This window comes from Saccharothrix texasensis, assembly GCF_003752005.1.
GTDB classification, from domain to species: Bacteria; Actinomycetota; Actinomycetes; order Mycobacteriales; family Pseudonocardiaceae; genus Actinosynnema; species Actinosynnema texasense.
On record NZ_RJKM01000001.1, the window covers coordinates 8,771,397 to 8,796,336 of the forward strand.

At 74.3% G+C, this 24,940-nt stretch carries 11 protein-coding genes; 4 read left to right on the forward strand and 7 right to left on the reverse strand.

Features of this window, described 5'->3' with window-relative positions; all coding sequences use genetic code 11:
- Positions 1-43: 43 nt before the first annotated feature.
- Genes EDD40_RS39140 through EDD40_RS39150 form a run of 3 tightly spaced genes read left to right on the forward strand, consistent with a single transcriptional unit; the run spans position 44 to position 13,985 of the window.
- A complete protein-coding gene (locus EDD40_RS39140; RefSeq protein ID WP_123747350.1) occupies positions 44-7,591 on the forward strand; it encodes a non-ribosomal peptide synthetase in 7,548 nt (2,515 codons plus the stop codon).
- Between the two features lie 14 nt (positions 7,592-7,605).
- Positions 7,606-13,011 (forward strand): condensation domain-containing protein, encoded by a 5,406-nt coding sequence (locus EDD40_RS39145; RefSeq protein WP_123748618.1) that lies wholly within the window; start codon positions 7,606-7,608, stop codon positions 13,009-13,011.
- Positions 13,008-13,985: a 3-oxoacyl-ACP synthase gene (locus EDD40_RS39150; RefSeq protein WP_123747351.1), complete on the forward strand. Its 978-nt coding sequence runs from the start codon at positions 13,008-13,010 to the stop codon at positions 13,983-13,985. Before EDD40_RS39145 ends, EDD40_RS39150 begins: the two co-directional genes overlap by 4 nt.
- A 16-nt stretch (positions 13,986-14,001) precedes the next feature.
- Here EDD40_RS39150 and EDD40_RS44140 read toward each other — a convergent pair whose 3' ends face one another.
- The 3 genes from EDD40_RS44140 to EDD40_RS39160 form a co-directional block, all read right to left on the reverse strand.
- Positions 14,002-14,382, reverse strand: coding sequence for a substrate-binding domain-containing protein (locus EDD40_RS44140; protein ID WP_246038217.1), 381 nt, complete (start codon positions 14,380-14,382; stop codon positions 14,002-14,004).
- A gap of 4 nt (positions 14,383-14,386) precedes the next feature.
- A complete protein-coding gene (locus tag EDD40_RS44145; protein ID WP_246038218.1) occupies positions 14,387-14,977 on the reverse strand; it encodes a substrate-binding domain-containing protein in 591 nt (196 codons plus the stop codon).
- A gap of 224 nt (positions 14,978-15,201) precedes the next feature.
- Entirely contained in the window at positions 15,202-16,713 is a 1,512-nt protein-coding gene (locus EDD40_RS39160; RefSeq protein ID WP_170185365.1) for a GGDEF domain-containing protein, read from the reverse strand.
- Positions 16,714-16,772: 59 nt separating this feature from the next.
- Here EDD40_RS39160 and EDD40_RS39165 point away from each other — a divergent pair, with 59 nt between their 5' ends.
- Positions 16,773-17,291 (forward strand): MarR family winged helix-turn-helix transcriptional regulator, encoded by a 519-nt coding sequence (locus tag EDD40_RS39165; protein ID WP_123747353.1) that lies wholly within the window; start codon positions 16,773-16,775, stop codon positions 17,289-17,291.
- A 226-nt stretch (positions 17,292-17,517) separates the two neighbouring features.
- On the opposite strand, the gene EDD40_RS39170 is transcribed toward EDD40_RS39165, so the two are convergent.
- From EDD40_RS39170 to EDD40_RS39185, 4 genes are all read right to left on the reverse strand, one after another.
- Positions 17,518-18,969, reverse strand: coding sequence for a glutamate synthase subunit beta (locus EDD40_RS39170; RefSeq protein ID WP_123747354.1), 1,452 nt, complete (start codon positions 18,967-18,969; stop codon positions 17,518-17,520).
- Positions 18,962-23,467: a glutamate synthase large subunit gene (gltB, locus tag EDD40_RS39175; RefSeq protein WP_123747355.1), complete on the reverse strand. Its 4,506-nt coding sequence runs from the start codon at positions 23,465-23,467 to the stop codon at positions 18,962-18,964. The genes EDD40_RS39170 and gltB overlap by 8 nt, the downstream gene beginning before the upstream one ends.
- A gap of 382 nt (positions 23,468-23,849) precedes the next feature.
- Positions 23,850-24,062: a hypothetical protein gene (locus EDD40_RS39180; protein WP_148089060.1), complete on the reverse strand. Its 213-nt coding sequence runs from the start codon at positions 24,060-24,062 to the stop codon at positions 23,850-23,852.
- A gap of 140 nt (positions 24,063-24,202) precedes the next feature.
- Positions 24,203-24,904 (reverse strand): VIT1/CCC1 transporter family protein, encoded by a 702-nt coding sequence (locus EDD40_RS39185; protein WP_123747357.1) that lies wholly within the window; start codon positions 24,902-24,904, stop codon positions 24,203-24,205.
- Between the last annotated feature and the right edge of the window lie 36 nt (positions 24,905-24,940).

Consider the following 24,940-nt stretch of genomic DNA (forward strand, 5'->3'; position numbering starts at 1 on the left):
CGCATTGGGCGCCAATATCCGGAGTCGACTGGCGGAATTGCGCATGGATGTCGAGCATTTGTCGCCCGCGAACGTCCACGACCTCTTCTCGGCGCGCGTGCGCGCCGATCCCGACCACACCGCGGTGGTGTGCGGCCGGGAGCGGCTGACCTTCCGCGACCTCGCCGCGCGGGTCGACCGCGCGGCCGGCGGCCTGCGCGGCGTGCGCCCGGAGGAGCCGGTCGGCCTGCTCCTCGAACGGGGCGTGGACGCGGTCGTGGCGCTGCTGGCCATCCTGAGAGCGGGCGGTGCGGTCGTGCCGCTGGCCGTCGACCTGCCCGACGCGCGCTTGGGCGACCTGCTGGCCGACGCCCGTGCGCGGGTCGTGCTGACCCGCGAGTCGCTCGCGCACCGGCTGCCCGGTGTCCGCACCGCGTTCATCGAGGACGACCACCCGCCGGCGGCGGCGGCGCGCGTCACGCCCGACCACCTCGCCTACGTCCTGCACACGTCCGGGTCGACCGGCCGCCCGAACGGCGTCCTGGCCACCCACCGCGGCCTGCTCGCGCTGTTCGCCCACCACGAGGCCGGGCTGTTCGCGCACCCCGCGCGGCTGAAGGTCGCCCACACCGCCGGCCTGGGCTTCGACGCGATGTGGCTGCCGCTGCTGTGGATGCTGGCCGGGCACGAGGTCCACGTGATCGACGACGACACGCTCGCCGACCCCCGGACCCTGGTCGACCACGTCGTGCGCACCGGGATCGACGTGCTGGACGAGACGCCGTCACGGCTGCGCGAACTCCTGCGCGCCGGCCTGCTCGCCGGCGACCGCCGACCCGGGATCGTGGTCACCGGCGGCGAACCGGTCGACCCGGACCTGTGCGCGAGCCTGGTCGCCGCGGGCGTCACCGCCCACAACGCCTACGGCACCACCGAAGTCGCGGTGGAGAGCCTGCTGTGCCCGGTGACCGAGGTCGACCACGCGGTGCTGGGCCGCCCGATCGCCGGCGCCCGCGCCCACGTGCTGGACGAGCACCTGCGCCCGGCCGACGAGGGTGAGCTGTACCTGGCCGGCCCCGGCCTGGCGCGCGGCTACCTCGGCCGGGCCGGGCTGACCGCCGCGTCGTTCGTGGCCGACCCGCACGGCCCGCCGGGCAGCCGGATGTACCGCACCGGCGACCTGGTGCGCCGCCGCCCGGACGGCCTGCTCGACCACCTCGGCCGGACCGGCGGGCACGTCAAGGTGCGCGGCGCGCGGGTCGACCCGGGCGAGGTCGAGGCGGCGTTGCTGCGGCACCCGGACGTGTCCGCCGCCGCCGTGGTGCTCCGGGACGCCAGGCTGGTCGCGTACGTCGTGGCCGACCGGCCGCCGGAGGCGCTGCGGTCGCACCTCGCGGAGCTCCTGCCCGCCCCGGCGGTGCCGTCGCTGATCGTGCCGCTGGCCGCGCTCCCGTTGACCGCCAACGGCAAGCTCGACCGCGACCACCTGCCGGAGCCCCCGCGACCCGGACCCGTGACGCCGCCCCGCACCCCGGCGGAGGAGCGGGTGGCCGCCGTGTGGCAGGACGTGCTGGGCGTCGAGCGGGTCGGCGCGCACGACGACTTCGTGGCGCTGGGCGGTGACTCCATCCTGGCCATGCGGGTCGTGGCGGCGCTGGACCGCGACCTGCCCGCACGGCGGGTGTTCGCGCTGCGCACGGTCGAGGCGCTCGCGGCGGAGCTGTCCGCCGACCGCGACCGGCCGGAGGCGCCCGCCGCGACGGGCGGGACGTCCGCGCCGCTGTCGTTCGCCCAGGAACGCCTGTGGTTCCTGGACCAGTTCTCGCCCGGCGGGGCCGAGTACACCACCGCGGCCGGGTTCCGGCTGCGCGGCCACCTCGACCTGGACGCCCTGGGCGTCGCGCTGACCCGGCTGGTCGCCCGGCACGAGCAGCTGCGCACCACGTTCCACACCGTCGACGGCCGCGGCGCCCAGGTCGTCGGACCGCCCTACGAGGTCCGCCCGGAGCTGGGCGCGGAAACCGACCTCGCCGACTTCGTCGCCCGACCGTTCGACCTGGGCGCCGGACCGCTGCTGCGCGCAGCCGTGCTGGCCGCCGGGGACGGGCACCTGCTCGTGCTGTGCCTGCACCACATCGTCACCGACGGCTGGTCGATGGGTGTGCTGGCCGACGAGCTGGGCCGGTGCTACTCCGCCGCGGCGCGCGGCGCGGAAGCCGACCTCGGGCCGTTGCCCCTGCGCTACACCGACTTCGCCCGCCGGCAGCGCGCCGGGCTGACCGGGGCCGTGCTGGACGCGCAGCTCGCCCACTGGGAACGGCGGCTGGCCGGGATGGCGGCGCTCGACCTGCCGACCGACCGGCCACGCCCACCCGTGCGGACGACGGCCGGCGCGACCCACCGCCGCACCCTGCCGGCCAGCGTCGCCTCGGGGCTGGCGGAGCTGGGCCGAGCGCACGGCGCGACGCTGTTCACCACGCTCGTCGCGGCCACGCAGGCGTTCCTGGCCCGCCTGAGCGGTCAGCGCGACATCGCCGTCGGCACGGTCACCTCCGGCCGCGACCACCCCGACCTGGCCGGTCTCGTCGGCTTCTTCGTCAACACCGTGGTGATCCGCTCGCAGGTCGACCCCCGACTGTCCTTCGCGGACCACCTGGCCCGGGTCAAGGCGACCGTCCGCGACGCGCTCGACCACGACGAGGTGCCGTTCCACCGGCTGGTGGAGCTGCTGCGGCCCGACCGCGACGCCGCCCGCTCACCACTGGTCGACGTGGTGGTGGCGCTGCAGAACGCGCCGGCCGCGCCGCCCGTCCTGGCCGGCCTCGACGTGGAGGAGTTCGACCCGCCGCGCCACGCCGCCGCGTTCGACCTGACCCTGGAGTTCACCCGCGACGCCCGCGGGCTGCACCTGGCCGTGGAGCACAGCACCGACCTGTTCGACGCCGCCACCGTCACCCGGTTGGTCGACCGGTTCGCGGTGCTGCTCGCGGACGTCACCGCCGACCCGGGCCGGCCGCTGTCCCGGTTGCGGCTGCTCGCGCCGGACGAACGACAGCGGGTGCTGCACGACTGGACCTCCGGCGCGCCGAGCCCGGACCGCACGATCACCGGCCGCTTCGCCGAACGCGTCGCCGAACGGCCCGACGCGGTCGCCGTGACCTGCGACGGCACGTCCCTCACCTACCGCGAGCTCGACGCGGCGACCAACCGGCTGGCCAACGGCCTGCTGGCCGGTGGCGTGCGGCCCGAGGACCGCGTCGGCCTGTGCGCGCCACGCGGCCTGCCCGCGGTCATCGCGCTGCTCGGCATCCTCAAGGCGGGCGCCGCGTTCGTGCCGCTGGACCCCGGCTACCCGCCGACCCGGCTGGCCGACATGATCGCCGACTCCGGCGCCCGCCTGGTGCTCGCGCCCGCCGACCTGCGCGACCGGCTGCCCGCCGACGTCGAGGTCGTCGACCCGGGCTCGCACGCCGCACGGCCGGCGCACGCGCCACCGGTCGTGGTGCGGCCCCGCAACGCCGCGTACGTCATGTTCACCTCCGGCTCCACCGGCCGGCCCAAGGGCGTGCTGGTCGAGCACCGGTCGGTCGCCCGGCTCGCCGAGGGCGACCCGTTCCCGATCGGCCCGCACGACGTGGTGGCGCAGTGCTCCACGCTGTCGTTCGACGCCTCCACGTTCGAGATCTGGGCCGCGCTGCTGTCCGGCGCCCGGCTGGCGGTGTCCTCGGGCACCCTGCTGTCCGGGGACGACGTGCGCGGGTTCGTCGCCGCGCACGGCGTCACCGTGCTGTGGCTGACCGCCGGCCTGTTCCACGAGATCGCCGCCGCCGACCCCGGCGCGTTCACCGGGTTGCGCCAGCTCGGCAGCGGCGGCGACGTGATCTCGCCCGAGCACTGCGCCGCCGTGCTGCGGCACGTGCCCGACCTGCGGATCGTGGACGGCTACGGCCCCACCGAGGGCACCACGTTCGCCTCCGCGCACGTGGTGCGCCCGGCGGACCTGGCGGGTCGGCTGCCGATCGGGCGGCCGGTCACCGGAGCCCGCTGCTACGTGCTGGACGAGAACCTCGACCCGGCGCCGGTCGGCACGCCCGGCCAGCTGCACCTCGGCGGCGCCGGCCTGGCGCGCGGCTACCTCGGCCACCCCGGGCTGACCGCGCAGCGCTTCGTCGCGGACCCGTTCGGGGACGGCGGCAGGCTCTACCGCACGGGTGACGTGGTGCGCTGGCGCGCCGACGGGCTCCTCGAGTTCCTGGGCCGCGCCGACGACCAGGTCAAGATCCGCGGGTTCCGGGTCGAGCCGGGCGAGGTCGAAGCGGCCCTGCGCCGCCACCCGGACGTCACCGAGGTCGTCGTCGTGCCGCACGAGCACGTGCCGGGGCACCGGCAGCTCGTCGCCTACGTCGTCGCGGGCGCGGGCGCCGACGAGCTGCGCGGGTTCCTGGCCGACCGGCTGCCGCCGCACCTCGTGCCCGCCGTGTTCGTGCCGCTGCCCGCGTTGCCGCTCATGGTCAACGGCAAGGTGGACCGCCGGGCCCTGCCACCCCCGCGCGCGCGCTCGACCCGCACCCACGTCCCGCCGTCGGGACCGCACGAGGAAGCGCTGGCCCGCGCGTGGGCGGAGGTGCTGGGCGCCGAGCGGGTCGGCGCGGACGACAACTTCTTCGCCCTCGGCGGCGACTCGATCCTCAGCATCCAGGTGGTGTCGCGGGCCCGGGAGCTGGGCGTGTGGGTGACACCGCGGGACGTGTTCCTGCACCAGACCCTCGCCGCGGTCGCCGCGCACGCCACCACCGGGCGGACCGCGCCCGCGGAGCCCGCGACCGGCGCCGTGCCGCTGACGCCGGTCCAGCGGTGGTTCCTGGCCACGTCGCCGAACCCGGCGCACTTCACCCAGTGGGTGGAGGTCGAGCTCGACCCGGACGTGGACGTCGCGGCGCTGCGGGCGGCGGTCGAGGCGCTGCCGGCCCGGCACGACCTGCTGCGCGCGCGGTTCTCCCAGGTCGACGGGCAGTGGGCGCAGCACGTGCCGGACGAGGTCGGCGAGGTCTTCTTCGCCGAGGTGGAGCCGGAACTGCCGCCGGCCGGCGGACCGCTGTTCCGGGCGGTGCTGTCGACCGGGCGGCTGGTGCTGTCCGCGCACCACCTGGTCGTGGACGGCGTGTCCTGGCGGATCCTGCTGGAGGACCTGGCCACCGGCTACCGGCAGGCCGTCGCCGGCGAGGACGTCGACCTCGGGCCGAGGACGACCTCGTTCCGCGAGTGGGCGCGGCGGCTGCGGGCGCACGCCGAGGCCGGCGGGTTCGCCGAACACCTCCCGTACTGGGAGACCGCCGTGTCCGGGACGGCCGCGGACCACCTGTCCGAGCACCCGGCGGCGGAGGCGGCGGAACTGCCCGAGCGGACGGTGGCGGTGCGGCTGCCCGCCGAGGAGACGGCCGCGCTGCTGCGCGGCGCTTCGGCCGCCTACCGCGCCGGAGCCGAGGACGTGCTGGTCGCCGCGATCGGGAAGGTGCTGTCGCGGTGGAGCGGACTGGACCGCGTGCCGCTGGAGCTGGAGGGGCACGGGCGGGAGGACCTGTTCGCCGGGGTCGACCTGTCCCGCACGGTCGGCTGGTTCACCGCGCTGTTCCCGTTCACCGCACCGGCGCCCGGCCCTGACTGGGGCGCGGCGGTGCGGGCGGTGAAGGAGCGGTTGCGCGCCGCGCACCGGCACGGGGTGAGCCACGGCGCCCTGCGGTGGTTGACCGCGACCCACCCCGCCGGGCACCGGCCGTTGGCGCGGGTGAACTACCTGGGGCGGTTCGACGCCGTGTTCGCCCGCGTGCCCGGCGGTGTCCGGCTGGCCAAGCCGCCGACGATCGCCCCGCGGCTCGACGTCACGGCCGCCGTCACCCCGTCCGGCGAGCTGGAGGTCGAGTGGGCGCACGCGCCGGACGCGCACCCCACGCCGGTGGTGGCCCGGCTCGCCGAGGACGTGCTGACCGCGTTGCGGGAGATCTCCGCGCACTGCGCCGGACCGGGCGCGGGCGGCGTCACGCCGTCGGACTTCCCGCTGGCCGGGCTGACGCAGGAGGAGCTGGACCGGATCGCGGGCGACGGGCGGTCGGTCGAGGACGTGTACCCGCTCACCCCGGTGCAGGCCGGGATGCTGTTCCACAGCCTGTCCCAGCCGGGCGCGTACGTGGAGCAGCTGCACCTGACCCTGCCCGACGCGTCACCGGACGGGCTGGCCCGGGCGTGGCGGCGGGTGGTCGACGCGATCCCGGCGCTGCGCACCACCGTGGTGTGGGAGGGGGTGCGCTCGCCGGTCCAGGTGGTGTGGCGGTCGGTCGAGACGCCGATCGCCCGGCACGACTGGGCCGACGCCGACGAGGAGCGGTGGCGGCGGTTGGTGGCGGACGACCGCGCGGCGGGGTTCGACCTGTCGAAGTCGTTGACGCGGTTGACGTTCGTGCGCACCGGTGATCGGGCCGTCCGTCTGCTGTGGACCTTCCACCACCTGGTGCTGGACGGCTGGAGCGCGTTCCAGGTGCTGTCGGAGGTCTTGGGCGAGCCCCGGGCGCGGCGGCCGTTCCGCGACCACGTGGCGCGGGTGTTGAGCCAGGACCCGGGGGAGGAGCGGTGGCGTGCGGCGCTGTCGGGGTTCCGCGGGCCGACCGCGCTGCCCTACGACCGGCCACCGGACCGCGCGCACCTCTCGTGCTCCTCGGCGGTGTGCCGGGTCGAGGCGCCGGACGGCGTGCGCGCGTTCGCCCGGCGCAACCGGTTGACGTTGAGCACGGTGGTGCAGGGCGCGTGGGCGTTGCTGCTCGCCCGGCACGGCGGCACGCGGGACGTGTGCTTCGGCTTGGTGGTGTCGGGGCGGACGCCGGACCTGCCCGGCGCGGACACCGTGGTGGGGATGCTGGTCAACACCGTGCCGGTGCGGTTGCGGGTGCGGACCGAGGACGTGCCGGGCTGGCTGGCGGGCGTGCAGGCGCAAGGGCGCCCGGCCGAGCACGCCGCGTTGACCGACATCCGGCGGTGGGCGGGGCTGCCGGCCGGGACGCGCCTGTTCGACAGCGTCGTGGTGGTGGAGAACTACCCCGTGGACCAGGGCCTCGCCGCCGTGGACGTGCAGGCGGTGGAGAGCACGAACTACCCGCTGCACCTCGTGGTGCACGACGCCGAGCCGTTGGCGGTGCAGCTCGGCTACGACCCGGCCCTGTTCGACGCGGCGACCGCCGCGGGCCTGGTCGAGGAGTTCGTCGCGCTGCTGACCGGTCTGGCGGACACCACGCTGCCGCCGGCGGCCGACGACGAACCGCCCGCACGACCGCCGGCCGCCGCTCCGCCGCGCTTCGTGCCGCCCGCCACGCCGGGCGAGCGTGCCGTCGCGGAGGTGCTCGGCGAGGTGCTCGGGGTGCGGCGGGTCGGGCGGGCGGACGACTTCTTCGCGCTGGGCGGCGACTCCGTCCTCGCCATCCGGGTCGCCGCCCGCCTGCGGCCGATCTTCGGGCGGACCGTGCCGCCCCGGACCCTGTTCGACCACCCGACGGTCGGCGCGCTCGCCGCGACCCTCGGCGCGACCGCCGCCGAGGACGCCGAGACGCGGGACTACCAGCTGTGACGACGGAGGCCGCAGTGCGGGACGAGGACATCGCCATCATCGGGGTCGCCACGCTGCTCCCCGGCTCGACGGGGCTCGACGGTCTGCACCGGCTGCTGGCCGAGGGCACCGACCTCGTCGGACAGCCGTCGCCGACCCGCGTGCGCCACACCGGCGGCCACCCCGGCACGCGGTACCTGCCCATGGCCCACCTCGACCGGATCGACCTGTTCGACCACCGGTTCTTCGGCATCTCCCGCCGCGAGGCCGAGATGATGGACCCCCACCAGCGGCTCCTGCTCCAACTGGCGCACGAGGCGATCGAGAACGCGTGCCTGGCGCCCGGCTCGCTGCGCGGCTCGCGCACCGCCGTCGTGCTCGGCCACTCGCAGTCCGACTACGAGACCCTGTACCAGGGCGACGACCCGCACCAGACGCTCGGCGCGCTGTCGGCGTCCTCGGCCGCCCGGATCTCCTACCACCTCGACCTCACCGGACCGGCGTACGTCGTCGACACGGCGTGCAGCAGCAGCCTCACCGCGCTGGCGGGCGCGGTGGACGCGTTGCGCAAGGGCACCGCGGACCTGGCGCTGGCGGGCGGGGTCAGCGTGCGTCCGGTGTTGTTCACCGACCAGACCCACACGCCCGTGCGGGGCGTGGAGTCCACCGACGGGCACTGCCGGCCGTTCGACGAGCGCGCCACCGGAGCCACGGCGGGCGAGGGCGGCGCGGTCGTGCTGCTGCGCCGGTTGCGCGACGCGGTGGCGGCGGGCGACCCGATCCGGGCCGTGGTCAAAGGCATCGCGGTCAACCACAACGGCCACCGGATGGTCGGGCTCAGCGCGCCCAGCCGCGTCGCGCAGACCGAGGTGCTGCGCCAGGCGTGGCAGGACGCCGACGTCGACCCGGCGACCGTGGCCTACGTCGAGTGCCACGGCTCGGCGACACCGCTCGGCGACGTGATCGAGGTGGACGCGCTGCGCCAGGCCTTCGCCGACGCGGGCGTGCCCGCCCCGGGCTGTGCGATCGGCTCCATCAAGGGCAACGTCGGCCACCTCGACGGCGCCGCCGGCATGGCCGGCCTGCTCAAGGCGCTGCTGTCCGTGCGGCGCGGCGAGCTGTACCCCACGGCGCACTTCGAGTCGCCCAACCCGATGCTCGACCTGTCCGGACCGGTGCACGTCAACCCGGGCCTCCGGCCGTGGCCCGAACGCGACGGCGTGCCGCGCCGGGCGGGCGTGAGCGCTCTGGGCATGACCGGGACCAACGTCCACGCGGTGCTGGAGCAGCCGCCCGCGCAGTCGTCGCCCGAGCCGGCGTCCGGCGTCGAGCTGGTGACCGTGTCGGCGAAGTCCGCCGCCGCGTTCCGGGCCTACTGCGAGCGCCTCGCCGACTTCGTGCAGCAGACCGGACACGGCCTGCGCACCGTGGCCCACGCGATGAACCGCGGCCGGGACGACCACCCGTACCGCGGCGCGTTCCCGGCCGAGAGCCCGGAAGAGCTGGTGAAGGCGCTCCGCGAGGCCGTGCCGCCGGACGAGGCCGCCCCCGACGACCGGCCGGTCGTGGTGCTGCTGTCCGGTGACGCCGTGCCGGACGACGGGACGTGGGCGGAGCTGGTCGGCGAGTTCCCCGAGCTGGCCGACGTGGTGTTGCCCGCGGCGCCCGCCGCCCGGCTGGTCGTGGCGCAGACCGCGGTGCTCGGCCTGGCCCGCCGGCTCGGCGTGCGGGACGCGCACCTCGTCGGCTCCGGCGCCGGCAACCTGGCCGTCCGGGTGGCCCGGGGCGAGCTGTCGCTCGAGGACGCCACCGCCACCGCCGCCGAACTGGGCGTGAGCGCCGACCTCGACCGCGCCCGGCTGGCCCGGGTCGTCGAGCGGTTCGCCGCCGACCGGGCCGTGCTGGTCGACCTGGGCGGCACCGGCGTGCTGACCCGGGAGATCCGCCGGCTGCGGCCGGACCTGCCGTGCGTGGAGCTGTTCGCGGCGCCCGGACGGCGCGGCGTGCTGCGCCGGCTCGGCGCGCTGTACCGGCTCGGCGCGCGGATCGACTGGGACGCCCACTACGCCGGCGCGGCCGTCCCGCGCATCGAGGCGCCGACCTACCCGTTCGAGCAGGTGCGCTGCTGGTGCCGGCCCCTCGGGCCGATCGAGGACACCCGGCCGCGGCCGGTGCCGACCCGGCCCGGTCCGACCGCCGGCGCGACGCCCGAAGCCCGGGTGGCCGAGGTGTGGCAGGAGGTCCTGGGCGCGGAGGACCTGACCCCGGACTCGGACTACTTCGCGCTCGGCGGCACGTCCATCGCCGGGATCAGCGTGCTGCGCGCGCTCGAACGGGACTTCGGCGTGCACCTGACGTTCGCCGACCTCTACGCCCACCCCACCGTGCGGGGGCTGGCCGCACGGGTGGCCGAGCTGACCGCGGCGGGCGGCACGCCCGCGTCCGCGGCGCTGGAGCCGGTGCCGCGCGGCGGCGCGCTGCCGGTGTCGTTCGGGCAGGAGCAGCTGTGGTACCTCGACCGGCTCGACCCGGGCACCCCGCTCTACAACATCCCGCACGACCTGCGGCTGACCGGCCCGCTGGACGAGACGGCGCTCGTCGCGGCCGTGCGCGGGGTCCTGACCCGGCACGAGGTGCTGCGCACCCGCGTCGAGGCCGACGACGACGGCGTGCTGCGGGCGTACGTGCGGGAGGAGGAACCCGAGGTCGTCGTGCTCGACCTGAGCGCGCTGCCGGAGGCCGAACGGCACCGCGAGGCGCGGCGGGTGGTCGACGCCGAGGCGCTGCGCCCGTTCGACCTCGCCTCGGGGCCGCTGGTGCGGACCACGGTGCTGCGCCTGGCCGAGCAGGACCACGTGCTGCTGTGGAGCTACCACCACATCGTCTTCGACGGCTGGTCGCCCACGGTGTTCTTCCGCGACTTCACCGAGCTGTACCGGGCCGCGCTGACCGGGCGTGCGCCGGAGCTGCCCGAGCTGACCGCCCAGTACGCCGACTTCGCCGACTGGCAGCGCCGCCGGTTCGCCGACGGTGCGCTGGACGACGGGCTGCGGTTCTGGCGGTCGGCGCTGGCGGGCTTGGCGTCGCCGGAGCTGCCGCTGGACCGGCCGCGGCCCGCCGCCCGCTCCTTCGAGGGCGGGATGGTGGAGTTCGAGGTGGGCGCGCGCGACGCCGAGGCGGTGCGGGCGTTGAGCAGGCGACTGGGCGTCACCACGTTCGTCACCATGCTGGCCGTGGTCGACGTCCTGCTGCACCGCTGGGGACGGCTCACCGACGTGGTGGTGGGCGTGGCCACGTCCGGGCGGGTCGACCCGGCCTCGCACGACCTGATCGGCTACTTCAACAACGTGCTGCCGTTCCGCACCGCGGTGGGCGGCGAGCTGCGGTTCCGCGACCTGGTCAAGCGCTGCGCCCGCACCGTCGCCGACGTGCTCGACCACGAGGAGGTGCCGCTGGAGAAGATCGTCGCCGACGTGCTCGGCCGCCGCGACCCGGGCCGGCACCCGCTGTTCGACGTCGTCTACACCTACCAGAACGTGCCCCAGGCGACCGCCGAGCTGGCCGGCCTGCCGTGCTCGCGCTACCTCGACGGCGCGATCGCGGGCATCGCGCCCGGCACCGCGAAGTTCGACCTGACCGTCGGCGTGGTGGACCAGGGCGAGGGCCCGATGAGCGGCTACCTGGAGTACGTCGCCGCGTTGTACGACCGGGAGACGGCCGCACGGCTGGCCACGTGGCTGCCCGCCCTCGTGGCGCGGGTCGTGGCCGATCCCGACATCCGGCTGGACGACCTCGCGGTGGTGACGCCCGCGGCCGCGCCGCCGCCCGAGCGCTTGGAGGCGCGAGTGACGAGCAGCGGTCCGGCCCGGGCGGTGCAGGTGCTGAGCGCGATCTGCGCGGACCTGCTCGGCGCGGCCTCCGTGTCGGCGGGGGACAACTTCTTCGCGCTGGGCGGTGATTCGGTGCTCGGCGTGCGCGTGGCGGCGCGGGCGGCGAAGGCGGGGGTGCACATCACGCCGCAGCAGTTGCTGCAACACCCGACGCTGGGTGAGCTGGCGGCGGCGGCCGTGGTGGACGGCGAACCGGCCGTGCCCGAGGTCGTCGGGGCGGTGCCGAACGGGGCGGCGCCTGCCGTCGCCGTGCCGAACGGGGTGGTGCCGAACGGGGTGGTGGCGGCGGTAGGGGCGCGGGACGAGCGGCCGATCCCGCTGACGCCGATCATGCGCAGCTTCCTGGACCACCTGCCCGACCGGCGCGGCGACTTCGTCGAGGTGCACGTGCTGGAGCTGACCTCCGCCGACATCACCGCCGACGTCGTCCGCACCGCCGTGCGACACCTGGTGGCGCGGCACGAACCGCTGCGCTACCGGTTCCGGCGCAACGCCGTCGGCACGCGGGCGGAGTGCGCCGCGGACGCCGAGGTGCCGTTCGACGTGGTGTTCCTGCCGCCGGGTGACGAGCGGGCCGCGGTCGAGGCGGACTGCCGGGCGTTGAAGGACGACCTGGACCTGGAACGCGGGCCGCTCGCCCGCGCCCGGTACTACGAGCGGGGGCACCGGCGGGGTGGGCTGCTGGTGTTCTTGGTGCACCACTTCGTGTTCGACAACATGTCGACCGTCGTGCTGATGGACGACCTCGACGTGCTGCTGGGCGAGGTGGCGGCGGGCCGTGCCGCGGCGCACCGGCCCGCGCCGGCTGGGTGGCGCGAGTGGGCGTGGCGGCTGCACGACATGGCGGCGTCCGACGAGGTGGCGGGGGAGCTGGGGTACTGGACGGCGGTCATGCGCGAGGGCGCGTCCTTCGGCGCGTTGGAGGGCGCCGGCGGCGAGGGCCTGGTGAGCCGGTCGGTCGCGCCCGCGGCGGACACGGCGGCGGCGTCCAAGCGCGAAGTCGCGCTGTGCGCGGTGGCGCTGGGGCTGGCCCGGTGGCGCGGTGCGGCGGGCGCCTACCTGACGGTGGAGGGCGAGGCGACGCCGAACGCGTACCGGCACGCCGGGCGCGGACCGTCCATCGGCTGGTTCACCACCCTGCACCCGGTGGCGCTGCCGGTGGCCGGCACCGCGCACGACACCTTGCCGCTGGTGGTGGACCGCGCCCGGTCCGTGCCGCACGACGGCGTGGGGTACGGCGTGCTGCGCCACCTCTCGCCGCACGGGCCCGCCGTGTCCGGGCTGCGGGCGCTGCCCGAGCCGCGCGCGCTGCTCGTGCACGTGCCGGGTGACGTGGCGGCGTTCGACTCCGGTGTCGGGCTGCTGCGGACGCGCTGGGACCTGTCGGTGAACCTGAAGCGCGCCATGACGTCCTGGTTCCCGCTGATCATCGCCGTGTCGGAACGGGCGGGCGAGGCACGCCTGGAGATCAACAGCCTGGTCGACTTCGGCCAGTCCGAGCTGGAGGCCCTGGCCGACGAGATCACCGCCGTCCACCGGGAACTGGCGTGATCGCGCTCGCGGGCTCGGGCTGGTGCCTCGGCGACCCGGTGCCCCTGCGGCAGCTGCCGGAGTGGGCGGGGCTGGACGACGCGGAGCGGGCCGTCTGCGAGGCCCTGGGCATCGAGAGCGTCGCGGTGGCCGACGCGAGCGCGACCGACCTGGCCGCGGTGGCGGCCCGCCGGGCGCTGGCCGCCGCCTCCCGGACGGAGGCGGACGTCGACGTCGTGATCACGGTGGAGGCACGGGCGCCGGAGACGCTGATCAGCTCGGACGCGACCCGGCTGCAAGCGGCCCTGGGCGCGCGGCGGGCGATGGCGTTCTCCGTCGGCGGCCTGGGCTGCGCGTCCCTGACCCCGGCCCTGATGACCGCCGCCGGCCTGCTGCGCGGCCCCGACGTGCGGACCGTCCTGGTGGCGCACGGCAGCAAACCGGCCACGTCCCGCCGCTACCGCCACCCGGTGACGGTCAACGGCGACAGCGGCGGCGCGCTCGTGCTCACCAGGGCCGGCGGCACGCGCATCCGCGACGTGCTGCTGGAGACCAACGGCGACTACGCGGACCTGTTCCGGGTGCCCTACCGCGACCGCCCGTTCGACGAGTGGCGCGAGGAGTGCGCCGACCCGGTCACCTACTCGTTCCGCCTGGCCGTGGAGACCCGCAACCGCCTGCGCGACCTCACCTCCCGCCTGCTCACCCGCAACGGCCTGACCGCGGCGGACGTGACGTGCTTCGTGGCGCAGAACCTGTCCCGGCCCGCGCAGCGCAACTACGCCGAGATCCTGGGCGCGCCGCTGACGCCGTCCTGCGCCGAGAACCTCACCCGGTACGCGCACCTGGGCCCGAACGACACCTTCCACAACCTGCACACCGCCACCGTCCCGGCGGGCAGCCGCGTCGTCCTGCTGGACGCCAGCCCCACCGCGGCGTGGAGCGCGGTCCTGGTGGAGACCGGGGCCGGGGCGGACGAGACCCACCTCCTGTAGCCGCGCGCCGCGCGCCTCAGCCGACCAGGACGCCGACTTCGGCGCACGCGGCGGCGACGTCGCCCGCGCACAGGTCGGCCGCCTTGATCGCGTTCTCCGAGACGGCCACCTGGCGGACGTCCTCGCGGGTGACGAGGTCGGCGGACAGCAGCACCGACTTGACGTCGCGCCCCGACACGACGTCGCGGGTGTTGCCGGTGGCCAGGTCGTCGGCGCCGCTCGCGTCGCCCTTGGCGATCGCCGCGGCCGGCCGGGCGGCGGCCTCGGCCTCGTCCCGGATCGGCTTGCAGGCCGTCATGCGCTGCTCGCCCCGCAGGATGGCGCGCCGGCCGTCGAGCGTGGCGTCCTGCCCGGTGACGGGCACCTGGCCGGCGGGGACGCCGGCGGCCTTGAGCACGTCGTCACCGCGCCCGCCGGGCCGTCGTTGGCCGCGACCACCCCGTCCACCCGGCCGCGAACAGGGTCGCGTTGTGGTCCGTCGGCGATCCCCGGAGTTCCACGATTCGCGCGCGCGGTCGGTCCCGGAGGCATTCCAGCAACCCCTCGGCCTGCAACTCGCCCACGTCGAGGTCGTCGAACGACACGTAGTAGTCGGCGTGCCCGCCGAGGCTGATCCGGTCGTAGTCGACGACCGGTATCCCGGCGGCCTTCGCCTTGGCCTCGACCGCGACCCCGCCGGCCTGGCTCAGCGGCGTGGTCATCAGGACGTCGACCCGGCGGGCGATCATGTCGTCCGCGATGGCCGCGAACCTGGCCTCGTCGTGGTCGGCCTGCTCGATGAGCGGCTCCACCCCGGCGAACCGCAGCGCCTGGGCGAGCTTCGGGCTGTCCTGCTCCACCCACCGCGACGACGCCTCGTCGTCGGGCAGGATCACGCCCACGACCGGTTCGCCGGCGGACCCGCCACCGGCCACGCCCGCGTCGGGGCCGGCGCCGCAGCCCACGGCCGGCATCGCGACCACCGTGCAGGAGAGCGCTCTCCGAGCGTGCATCGCCGACTCCGGTGATCACTGGCGGACGGTGGGAAAAGGAATCCACCCATCGTTCGCCGGCCGCGTCAAGAACCAATACGATCCGCGTCCGCGAGGTGACGCGATGGTGCCCGGGACAACCGAGAAATCGGATTCCCCGATGATTTGCCGGGAATCCCGGTCGTGGTCGACGTGAATCTCCTCCGACTGCCCGCGAATGCCGAGGTGTGCTTCGTGGGAGAGCGTCAGGAGTGGATGACCAGACCTCGGCCGCCGTCGCGCTTGGCCTCGTACATGGCGTGGTCGGCACGGCTGAGCACGGTCGCGGCGGTCGCCTCGGGGTCGGGGTCGGCGCAGATCACCACGCCGACCGACGCGCTGATCTCCTCGCCCAGCTCGTCGAGGATGCGGAACGCCACCTTCTCCGGCTCCTCCAGCCCTTCGACCAGGACGCCGAACTCGTCGCCGCCGAGCCGGGCCACCACGTCGGTGTCGCGGACGCACTGCCGCAGCCGCTGCGCCACCCGTTCGAGCAGCGCGTCGCCGTGCGCGTGGCCGGAGACGTCGTTGACCGCCTTGAAGTCGTCGAGGTCCACGAACAGCAACCCGAACGGCGTGCCGTCGCGGTGGTGGTCGGCCATCGCCTCGTCCAGCCGGCGCTCGAACAGCGCCCGGTTGGCCAACCCGGTCAACGGGTCGTGGTGCGCCTGGTGCGTCAGGGTGCGCTCGGACTCGCGCAGTTGCAGCACGAGCTTCGTGTTGTCCACGAGGGTCACCAGCTGCCGCAGGATCACCGCGACGAACACGGTGAAGCCGCAACCGATCTCGACCGCGTCCAACGGCCCGAGGCCGCCGATGATCGTGCGCCGCAGCACCAGCACGCTGCTGACCAGTAAGGGCACGTACGGCATCAGCAGGTACGCCCACTGCCACGACCGCCGGTCGCGGCTCGGGCCGGTCGACGGCGACGGCACGGGCGCCAGCGCGGCCAGCGCGATCAGCGCGGGCCCCACCACGAACCCCGCGTTGGCCAGCGGCGGCACCTCCGGCGCCTGGACGCTGACCAGGTAGGCGAACGCGAAGTCGGACGCGGCCAGCGCGGCCAGGCCGAGCCCGAGCAACCGCAGCTGCGGTCGCAGCACGACCTTGCGGTCCGCGCACAGCGCCACCACGATCACCAGCAGCACCAGGTCCGTGACCGGGTAGGCGATGGCCACCAGGAACGCCGCCGAGCCCGGGTTCCCGGCCGCGACCAGCCCGCCCAGCGACGTGGTCCAGGCCAGCACGAACAGCGACCCGACCACGATCAGGCCGTCCAGCAGCAGCACCAGCCGGGCGCCGCGGGAGCGGCGGTCGAGCAGCGCGTCGGGCGAGTCGGACCGGCGGAAGTTGCCGATGACGAGCAGCGCCACGAACGCGAACGGCACGATGCTGAGGTACCCGGCGTCCGCCGGGGACGGTGACGGCACCGCGCGCCGCTCGACCAGCTGGTACCACGTCCACAGCGCCTGACCGGTCGACCAGCCCGCCATGCCGAACCCCGTCGCCAGCCGCCAGCGGCGGTCCGGGCCGGTCGCCCGGCGGGCCGTCCACCAGCAGCAACCGGTGGCGAACAGGCCCGTGGCGAGCTGGGCGAGGTCGTCGAGGACCACCGCGCCCTCGCCCTTGACGATGTCGAAACTGGCGGCCACGGACGCGGCGGTGGCCAGGGCCAGCACGACCGCGGCCGTGATGGCGAACCGCCTCGTCCCGATCACGTCGGCCAGTGTGCCGCATTCCGGTGCCTTCGGCCGGGTCGCACTGGCAGGATCGCCGGGTGGCAGAGCAGGAGGTTCCCGTCGCCGCCGACGTGGCGACGGAGCAGGAGTACGAGCGGTTCGCCCGACACCGGATCGGTGAGCTGGGAGGCGACGCGGACGCGTTCGGCCTCTCCTACAACGTGCTGCACCTGGCGTACATGATGATCACCGACTACGAGGCCCTGGTGCACCGCGAGCAGGGGTGGACCATGCCCGGGTTCCGGCTGATGTTCAAGCTGTGGATCCTCGGCCCGACCCAGCCCGCGCGGCTGGCCGACCTGTCCGGCACGACCAGGTCGGCGATGTCCAACCTGATCAACACGCTGGAGCGGGGCGGGCTGGTCGAGCGGACCAGGGACGGCCAGGACCGGCGGGTGGTGTTCGTGGCGCTCACCGAGGAGGGCCGCTCGGCGGTGTCGCGCGTCTTCCCGCACCAGAACGGGCGCGAGGCGCGGTGGTTCGCCGTGTTGGACGAGGACGAGCGCGCACAGATGGTGCAATTGATCCGACGGGTGACCGCCGCCCGCCCGAAGTGACCCTTCGGGACGCGATGGGGCGCGATGTCGTCGCATTTCCGGCGAACGTCGTGCGGACCGCCTCCGGCCGGTGTCGAATTCACGCGCCGGCCCGCTTGGGCGCGTGCGCGAAGCGCCGGACCGGCCGGCGCGTGCCGGGTCGACCGACCCGCGTGGCCGGACCACGCTGTCCGGCCACGCGGGAAGGGCGTCCCCGGCCGCACGGCGCTGTGCGGCCGGGGACGAGTCACACGAGCGGCCGGTCGGTCGGCTCGATCGGCCTGGGCAGCACGGCGCGGCCCGTCAGGTAGGCGTCCACGCCGGCGGCGGCCGAGCGGCCCTCGGCGATGGCCCACACGATCAGCGACTGGCCGCGGCCCATGTCGCCGGCCACGAACACGCCGTCGACCGAGGTCGCGAACTCCTCGTCCCGCGCCACGTTGCCCCGCGCGTCGAGGTCGACGCCCAGCTCGGTGAGCAGGCCGTCCCTCTCCGGGCCGACGAAGCCCATCGCCAGCGTCACCAGCTGCGCCGGGATCTCCCGCTCGCTGCCGGGCACCGGCTCGAACCGACCGCCGGACGCCTCGACCTCGACCAGCTTCAACGCCCGCACCGCGCCCTCGTCGTCGCCGAGGAACTCCACGGTCGACACGGAGTACAGGCGCTCGCCGCCCTCCTCGTGCGCCGACGTGACCCGGTACAGCATCGGGTAGGTCGGCCACGGGTGCGCCTCGGCCCGCTTCTCCGGCGGCCGGGGCATGATCTCCAGCTGCGTCACCGACAACGCGCCCTGGCGGTGGGCCGTGCCGACGCAGTCCGCGCCGGTGTCGCCGCCGCCGATGACGACGACGTGCTTGCCCTCCGCGGTGATCGGCGGCGCGTCCAGCTCGCCGCGCGCCACCCGGTTCGCGCCCGGCAGGTACTCCATCGCCTGGTGGACGCCGGTGAGGGCGCGGCCGGCCACCGGCAGGTCGCGCCACGCCGTCGCGCCGCCGGCCAGCACCACCGCGTCGTAGGTCTCCCGCAGCTCCTCGACCGTGACGTCGACGCCGACGTTCACGTTCGTCCGGAACTCGGTGCCCTCGGCCCGCATCTGGTCCAGCCGGCGGTCCAGCCGCCACTTCTCCATCTTGAACTCGGGGATGCCGTAGCGCAGCAGGCCGCCGATCGCGTCGGCCCGCTCCAGCACCGTCACGTCGTGCCCGGCCCGGGTCAGCTGCTGCGCGGCGGCCAGGCCCGCCGGCCCGGAACCCACCACCGCCACCGAGCGGCCGGTGCGCGCGGCGGGCAGCTGGGGCGTGACCCAGCCCTCGTCCCACGCCCGGTCGACGATGGAGATCTCGACCCGCTTGATGGTGACGGGATCGCCGTTGATCCCCACCACGCACGCGGCCTCGCACGGCGCCGGGCACAACGTCCCGGTGAACTCCGGGAAGTTGTTCGTGGCGTGCAGCCGGTCCGCCGCCTTGCGCCAGTCGTCGCTCCACACCAGGTTGTTCCACTCGGGGATCAGGTTCCCCAGCGGACAGCCCTGGTGGCAGAACGGGATGCCGCAGTCCATGCACCGGCCGGCCTGCTTCTCCAGCTTGGGCCGCTCGAACTCCTCGTACACCTCGCGCCAGTCGCGCAGGCGCAGGAACACCGGGCGGCTGCGCGGTGTCTCACGCTCGGTGGTGAGGAACCCACGAGGGTCAGCCATGAGACGCCTCCATGATCGCTTCGTTGACGTCCCGGCCCTCCAGCACGGCCCGGGCCTGTGCCGCCAGCACCCGCTTGTAGTCCTTCGGCATGACCTTGGTGAACCGGTCCGCCGCGAGGTCCCAGTCGGCCAGCAGCGCGTGCGCCACCGCCGAGTCCGTCTCCAGGTAGTGCTTCTCCACGGCCTGCCGCAGGAACTCGCGGTCCGCCTCGTCCAGCGGGTCCAGGTCCACCATCTCCGGGTTGACCCGCGGCACCGCCGCGTCCAGCACGTAGGCGATGCCGCCGGACATGCCCGCGGCGAAGTTGCGGCCGGTCGCGCCGAGCACCACCACCCGGCCACCGGTCATGTACTCGCAACCGTGGTCGCCGACGCCCTCGACGACGGCCAGCGCGCCCGAGTTGCGCACGCAGAACCGCTCGCCGACCTTGCCGCGCAGGAAGATCTCGCCACCGGTCGCGCCGTAGCCGATCACGTTGCCGGCGATGATGTGCTGCTCGGCGGCGAACTGCGCGTCGGGCACCGGCCGGACGACGACCCGCCCGCCCGACAGGCCCTTGGCCACGTAGTCGTTCGCGTCGCCGATGAGCCGCAACGTGATGCCGCGCGGCACGAACGCCCCGAACGACTGCCCGGCGGTGCCGGTGAACGTGATGTCGATCGTGTCGTCGGGCAGGCCCTCGCCGCCCCACCGCTTGGTCACCGCGGAGCCGAGCATGGTGCCGACGGTGCGGTTGACGTTGCGCACCGGCAGTTCCAGCCGCACCCGGTCACCGGAGGCGATCGCGCCCTCGGCGAGCTGGATCAGCGTGTTGTCCAGCGCCTTGTCCAGACCGTGGTCCTGGGAGGTGGTGCGGTGCCGCGCCGCGCCCTCGGGCAGCGACGGGACGTGGAAGATCGGCGACAGGTCGAGCCCGGCCGCCTTCCAGTGGTCGACCGCGGCCCGCGTGTCGAGCAGGTCCGCGTGCCCGACCGCCTCGGCCAGGGTGCGGAAGCCCAGCTGCGCCAACAGCTCCCGGACCTCCTGCGCGACGAACTCGAAGAAGTTCACCACGTGCTCGGCCTTGCCCGCGAACTTCGCCCGCAGCACCGGGTTCTGCGTGGCCACGCCGACCGGGCAGGTGTCCAGGTGGCAGACCCGCATCATGATGCAGCCCGACACGACCAGGGGAGCGGTGGCGAAGCCGAACTCCTCCGCGCCGAGCAGCGCCGCGATCACCACGTCGCGCCCGGTCTTGAGCTGGCCGTCGGTCTGCACCACGATCCGGTCGCGCAGCCGGTTGGCCAGCAGCGTCTGCTGCGTCTCGGCCAGGCCCAGCTCCCACGGCCCGCCCGCGTGCTTGATGGACGACAGGGGAGAGGCGCCGGTGCCGCCGTCGTGCCCGGAGATCAGCACGACGTCCGCGTGCGCCTTGGACACGCCCGCCGCGACCGTGCCGACGCCGACCTCGGAGACGAGCTTCACGTGGATGCGCGCCGCCGGGTTGGCGTTCTTCAGGTCGTGGATGAGCTGCGCCAGGTCCTCGATCGAGTAGATGTCGTGGTGCGGCGGCGGCGAGATCAGGCCGACGCCCGGCGTGGAGTGCCGGGTCTTGGCGATCCACGGGTACACCTTCGCGCCGGGCAGCTGCCCGCCCTCGCCGGGCTTCGCGCCCTGCGCCATCTTGATCTGGATGTCGTCGGCGTTGACCAGGTACTCGCTCGTCACGCCGAACCGGCCCGACGCCACCTGCTTGATCGCCGAGCGCCGCGAGTCGCCGTTCGCGTCGGGGGTGAACCGGTCGGCGTCCTCACCGCCCTCGCCGGTGTTGGACTTCGCGCCCAGCCGGTTCATCGCGATGGCCAGCACCTCGTGCATCTCCTGCGAGATGGAGCCGTAGGAGATGGCGCCGGTGGCGAACCGCTTCACGATGGACGAGACCGGCTCGACCTCGTCGATCGGCACCGGCTCGCGCACGCCCTCCTTGAACGCGAACAGCCCCCGCAGCGTCATCAGCCGCTTGGCCTGCTCGTCCACGCCCCGCGTGTACTCCTTGAAGATGTCGTAACGACCGGTGCGGGTGGAGTGCTGGAGCTTGAACACCGTCTGCGGGTTGAACAGGTGCGCCTCGCCCTCGCGGCGCCACTGGTACTCGCCGCCGACCGCCAGCTCGCGGTGGTGCGCCCGGACGCCGTCGGCCGGGAACGCCACCCGGTGCCGCCGCGCCACTTCCTCGGCGATGACGTCGAAGCCGATGCCGCCCAACCGCGAGGTGGTGCCGGTGAAGCACGTGTCCACGACCTCGTCACCGAGGCCGATCGCCTCGAAGATCTGCGCGCCGGTGTAGGACGCCACGGTGGAGACGCCCATCTTGGACATCGCCTTGCGCACGCCCTTGCCCAGCGCCTTGATCAGGTTGCGGGTCGCGACCTCCGGCTCGACGTCCGGCAGCTCCTCGACCGACGCCATGGCCAGGTACGGGTTCACCGCCTTCGCGCCGTAGCCGACGAGCAGCGCGATGTGGTGCACCTCGCGGGCGTCGCCCGCCTCCACGATCAGGTCCACCTGGGTGCGGGTCTTCTCGCGCACCAGGTGGTGGTGCACCGCGCCGGTCAGCAGCAGCGACGGGATCGGCGCGTGCTCCTGGTCGACGTCCCGGTCGGACAGCACGACGAGCCGCGCGCCGTCCTCGATCGCCCGCGACACCTCGGCCCGGATCTCGTCCAGCCGCCGCACCAGCGCCTCGCCGCCGCCCGCCACCTCGTAGAGGCCGCGGACGGTGAACGTGCGGAACTCCGGCAGCGTGCCGTCGTCGTCCACGTGCACGAGCTTGGCCAGCTCGTCGTTGTCCAGCACCGGGAACGGCAGCGAGATCCGGCGGCACGACGTGGCGTCCACCGACAGCAGGTTCGGCTCCGCGCCGAGGGTGGCGTGCAGCGAGGTCACCAGCTCCTCGCGGATCGCGTCCAGCGGCGGGTTGGTCACCTGGGCGAACAGCTGCGTGAAGTAGTCGAACAGCTGCCGCGGCCGGTCCGACAGCGGCGCGAAGGGCGCGTCGTTGCCCATCGAGCCGATCGGTTCCGCGCCGGAGCGCGCCATCGGGCGCAGCAGCAGCGCCATTTCCTCTTCCGTGTAGCCGAACGCCTGCTGACGGCGCACCAGGGACGAGTGCGTCGGCACCTCGCGCTCGCGCGCCGGGAGGTCGGCCAGGTGCAGGACGCCGTCGGCCACCCACTCCTGGTAGGGGTGCTCGGCCGCGAGCTGGCCCTTGATCTCCTCGTCGTCGATGATCCGCCCCTGGGCGGTGTCGACCAGGAACATCCGGCCCGGCTCCAACCGGCCCTTGCGCACGATCGTGGCCGGGTCGAACTCCAGCACGCCCGCCTCGCTGCCGAGCACGACCAGGCCGTCCTCGGTGACCCAGTACCGGGCCGGCCGCAGGCCGTTGCGGTCGAGCACCGCGCCGATGAGCGTGCCGTCGGTGAACGACACCAGCGCCGGACCGTCCCACGGCTCCATGAGCGTGGAGTGGAACTCGTAGAACGCGCGCCGTTGCGCGTCCATCTCGGCGTGGTTCTCCCACGCCTCGGGGATCATCATCAGCACCGCGTGCGGCAGGCTGCGCCCGCCCAGGTGCAGCAGCTCCAGCACCTCGTCGAACGTCGCCGAGTCGCTGGCGCCCCGCGTGATGACCGGGAAGACCCGCGACAGGTCGCCGGGGATCAGGTCGGTGGCGAGCACCGACTCGCGCGCGTCCATCCAGTTCCGGTTGCCGCGCAACGTGTTGATCTCGCCGTTGTGCGCCACGTACCGGTACGGGTGGGCCAGCGGCCACGACGGGAACGTGTTGGTGGAGAACCGCGAGTGCACCAGGCCGATCGAGCTGGTGACCCGCTCGTCGGTCAGGTCGGGGAAGAACTTCTCCACCTGGGGCTCGGTGAGCATGCCCTTGTAGACGATGGTCCGGCCGGACAGGCTCGGGAAGTACACGTCCGTCGCGTGCTCCACGCGCTTGCGCACCACGAACGCCAGCCGCTCCAGCTCCAGCCCTTCCGCTCCGCTGAGGAAGAGCTGGCTGAACGCGGGCATGGTGGTCTTCGCGGTCGGGCCGACGTGGTCGGTGTCGACCGGCAGCTCGCGCCACCCGAGGACGGTCGCGCCCTCTTCGGCGGCGATGCGCTCGACTTCGGCCTTGACCTCGTCCTGGCCCCCCTGGGGGAGGAACGCGGTGCCGACCGCGTAGCCGCCGGGCTCGGGCAGGGGGAAGCCGACGACCTCGCGGTAGAACGCGTCGGGCACCTGGATCAGGATGCCCGCGCCGTCACCGGTTTCGGGTTCCGCGCCGCGGGCACCCCGGTGTTCGAGGTTGCGCAGCGCGACCAGGGCCTGGCTGACGATCGCGTGGTTTCTGCGACCGGCCAGGTCGGCGACGAACGCGACACCGCAGGCGTCGTGCTCGTACTGCGGGTCGTAAAGGCCGGGAAGCCTGCTTTCGGCAGGCTTGCGGTGGTGGGTCACAACGGGCCCTCCCGTGGCGTCGTCCGGGCATACGGAGACGGCCGAACGCCCGCGCGCGGCTTTACGCGGACAACTCGGCCTGCAGGTACTGGCTGTGGATCCACGCCCGAGAGATCTTCGGCGTGGGTTCCGCACTCCGTTGTGCGGGAGAACTGCACTTCCTCGTGCGCGCCTCGCGACCGGATGGGGCCGCTCGGGAGCGCTTGGCGGTGCACCGGGATTGCCGGGGTCTTGTGACGATAGTGTGAATTCGCGGTTATGGCTCTAGTCCGACAGGGCGTCGTGGTGAATCACACCACCACTTGACGCCGTTGTGACCAACGCGGTACACCCGGTCGGACTAGAGTTTCGCTGAATTTCGTAGCTTCAGTGCAGAATGAAGTCAGCGGTGGGCTCTTCTGGACGCCCGCCCGCAGCCCACCGCGACGACGAGGCACAGGGTCGCGAGCGCGCCCTGCCACCACGCGGCCTCGCTCACGGCCAAGATCACGTTGACGCCCGCGACCAGCGCGAACAGCGCGGCCAGCAGCGCCCAGAGCCGCCGCTCGGCCTTCTCGCCACGCAGGACGAGCAGGGAAGTCGGTGGGTGGATCACGGCGCGCACCTCCGGTCCGGGCCTGTCGCGCTCGACGTCGACAAGTCGGCTGCGAGTACCCGCACTTTGCGTACCTCACACCTCCGGGTGGTGACTTTTTTTCGACAACTCCCAGGGGTGTGCGCGGAGCGTGATCGCGGTCAGCCGACCGCTACGCCGAACAGGAGACCGACGTAGTACGTGACGATCATCGTGAGTGACCCGACGACCACGTTGCGGCGCACCGCGCGGCCCGGGCGGCTCGACCCGAGGCGGGCGCTGACCACCCCGGTCAGCGCCAGGCCGACCAGCACGGCCACCGCGCACGCCCACACCCGCCACCCCGTCGGCGGCAGCACGATCGCGACCAGCGGGATCAGCGCGCCGGCCGCGAACGCCACCAGCGACGCCCACGCGGCCTGCCACGGGCTGGTCAGGTTGTCCGGGTCGATCTGCAGCTCGGCCTCGGCGTGCGCGCGCAGGGCGTCCTGCTCGGTCAGCTCGCGGGCGACCTGCGCGGCCAGGTCCTCGGACAGCCCCTTGTCCTGGTAGATGCCGGCGAGCTCCCGCTCCTCCTCTTCGGGCATCTCGCGCAGCTCGCGTTCCTCCAGCTTGAGCGCGGCCCGCTCGGTGTCCCGCTGGGTGCTGACCGACACGTACTCGCCGCCCGCCATCGACAGCGAGCCCGCGACGAGCCCGGCGACGCCCGCCGCGAGGATCGTGGCGCGGTCGGCCGTGGCGCCCGCGACACCGACCACGAGCCCCGCCGTCGACACGATGCCGTCGTTGGCGCCGAGGACGCCGGCGCGCAGCCAGTTGAGGCGGCCGGAGAGGTCGTGGTGCGGTTCGCCCGGGTGCGTCATGACCGTGATCGAACCACCACTCGGCTAACGGGTGGT

Bases quoted from the DNA above. Each gene is read 5' to 3' on its own strand.
- EDD40_RS39140 (WP_123747350.1), top strand. From the start codon at position 44: ATGGATGTCGAGCATTTGTCGCCCGCGAACGTCCACGACCTCTTCTCG.
- EDD40_RS44145 (WP_246038218.1), bottom strand. From the start codon at position 14,977: ATGCACGCTCGGAGAGCGCTCTCCTGCACGGTGGTCGCGATGCCGGCC.
- EDD40_RS39170 (WP_123747354.1), bottom strand. From the start codon at position 18,969: ATGGCTGACCCTCGTGGGTTCCTCACCACCGAGCGTGAGACACCGCGC.
- EDD40_RS39185 (WP_123747357.1), bottom strand. From the start codon at position 24,904: ATGACGCACCCGGGCGAACCGCACCACGACCTCTCCGGCCGCCTCAAC.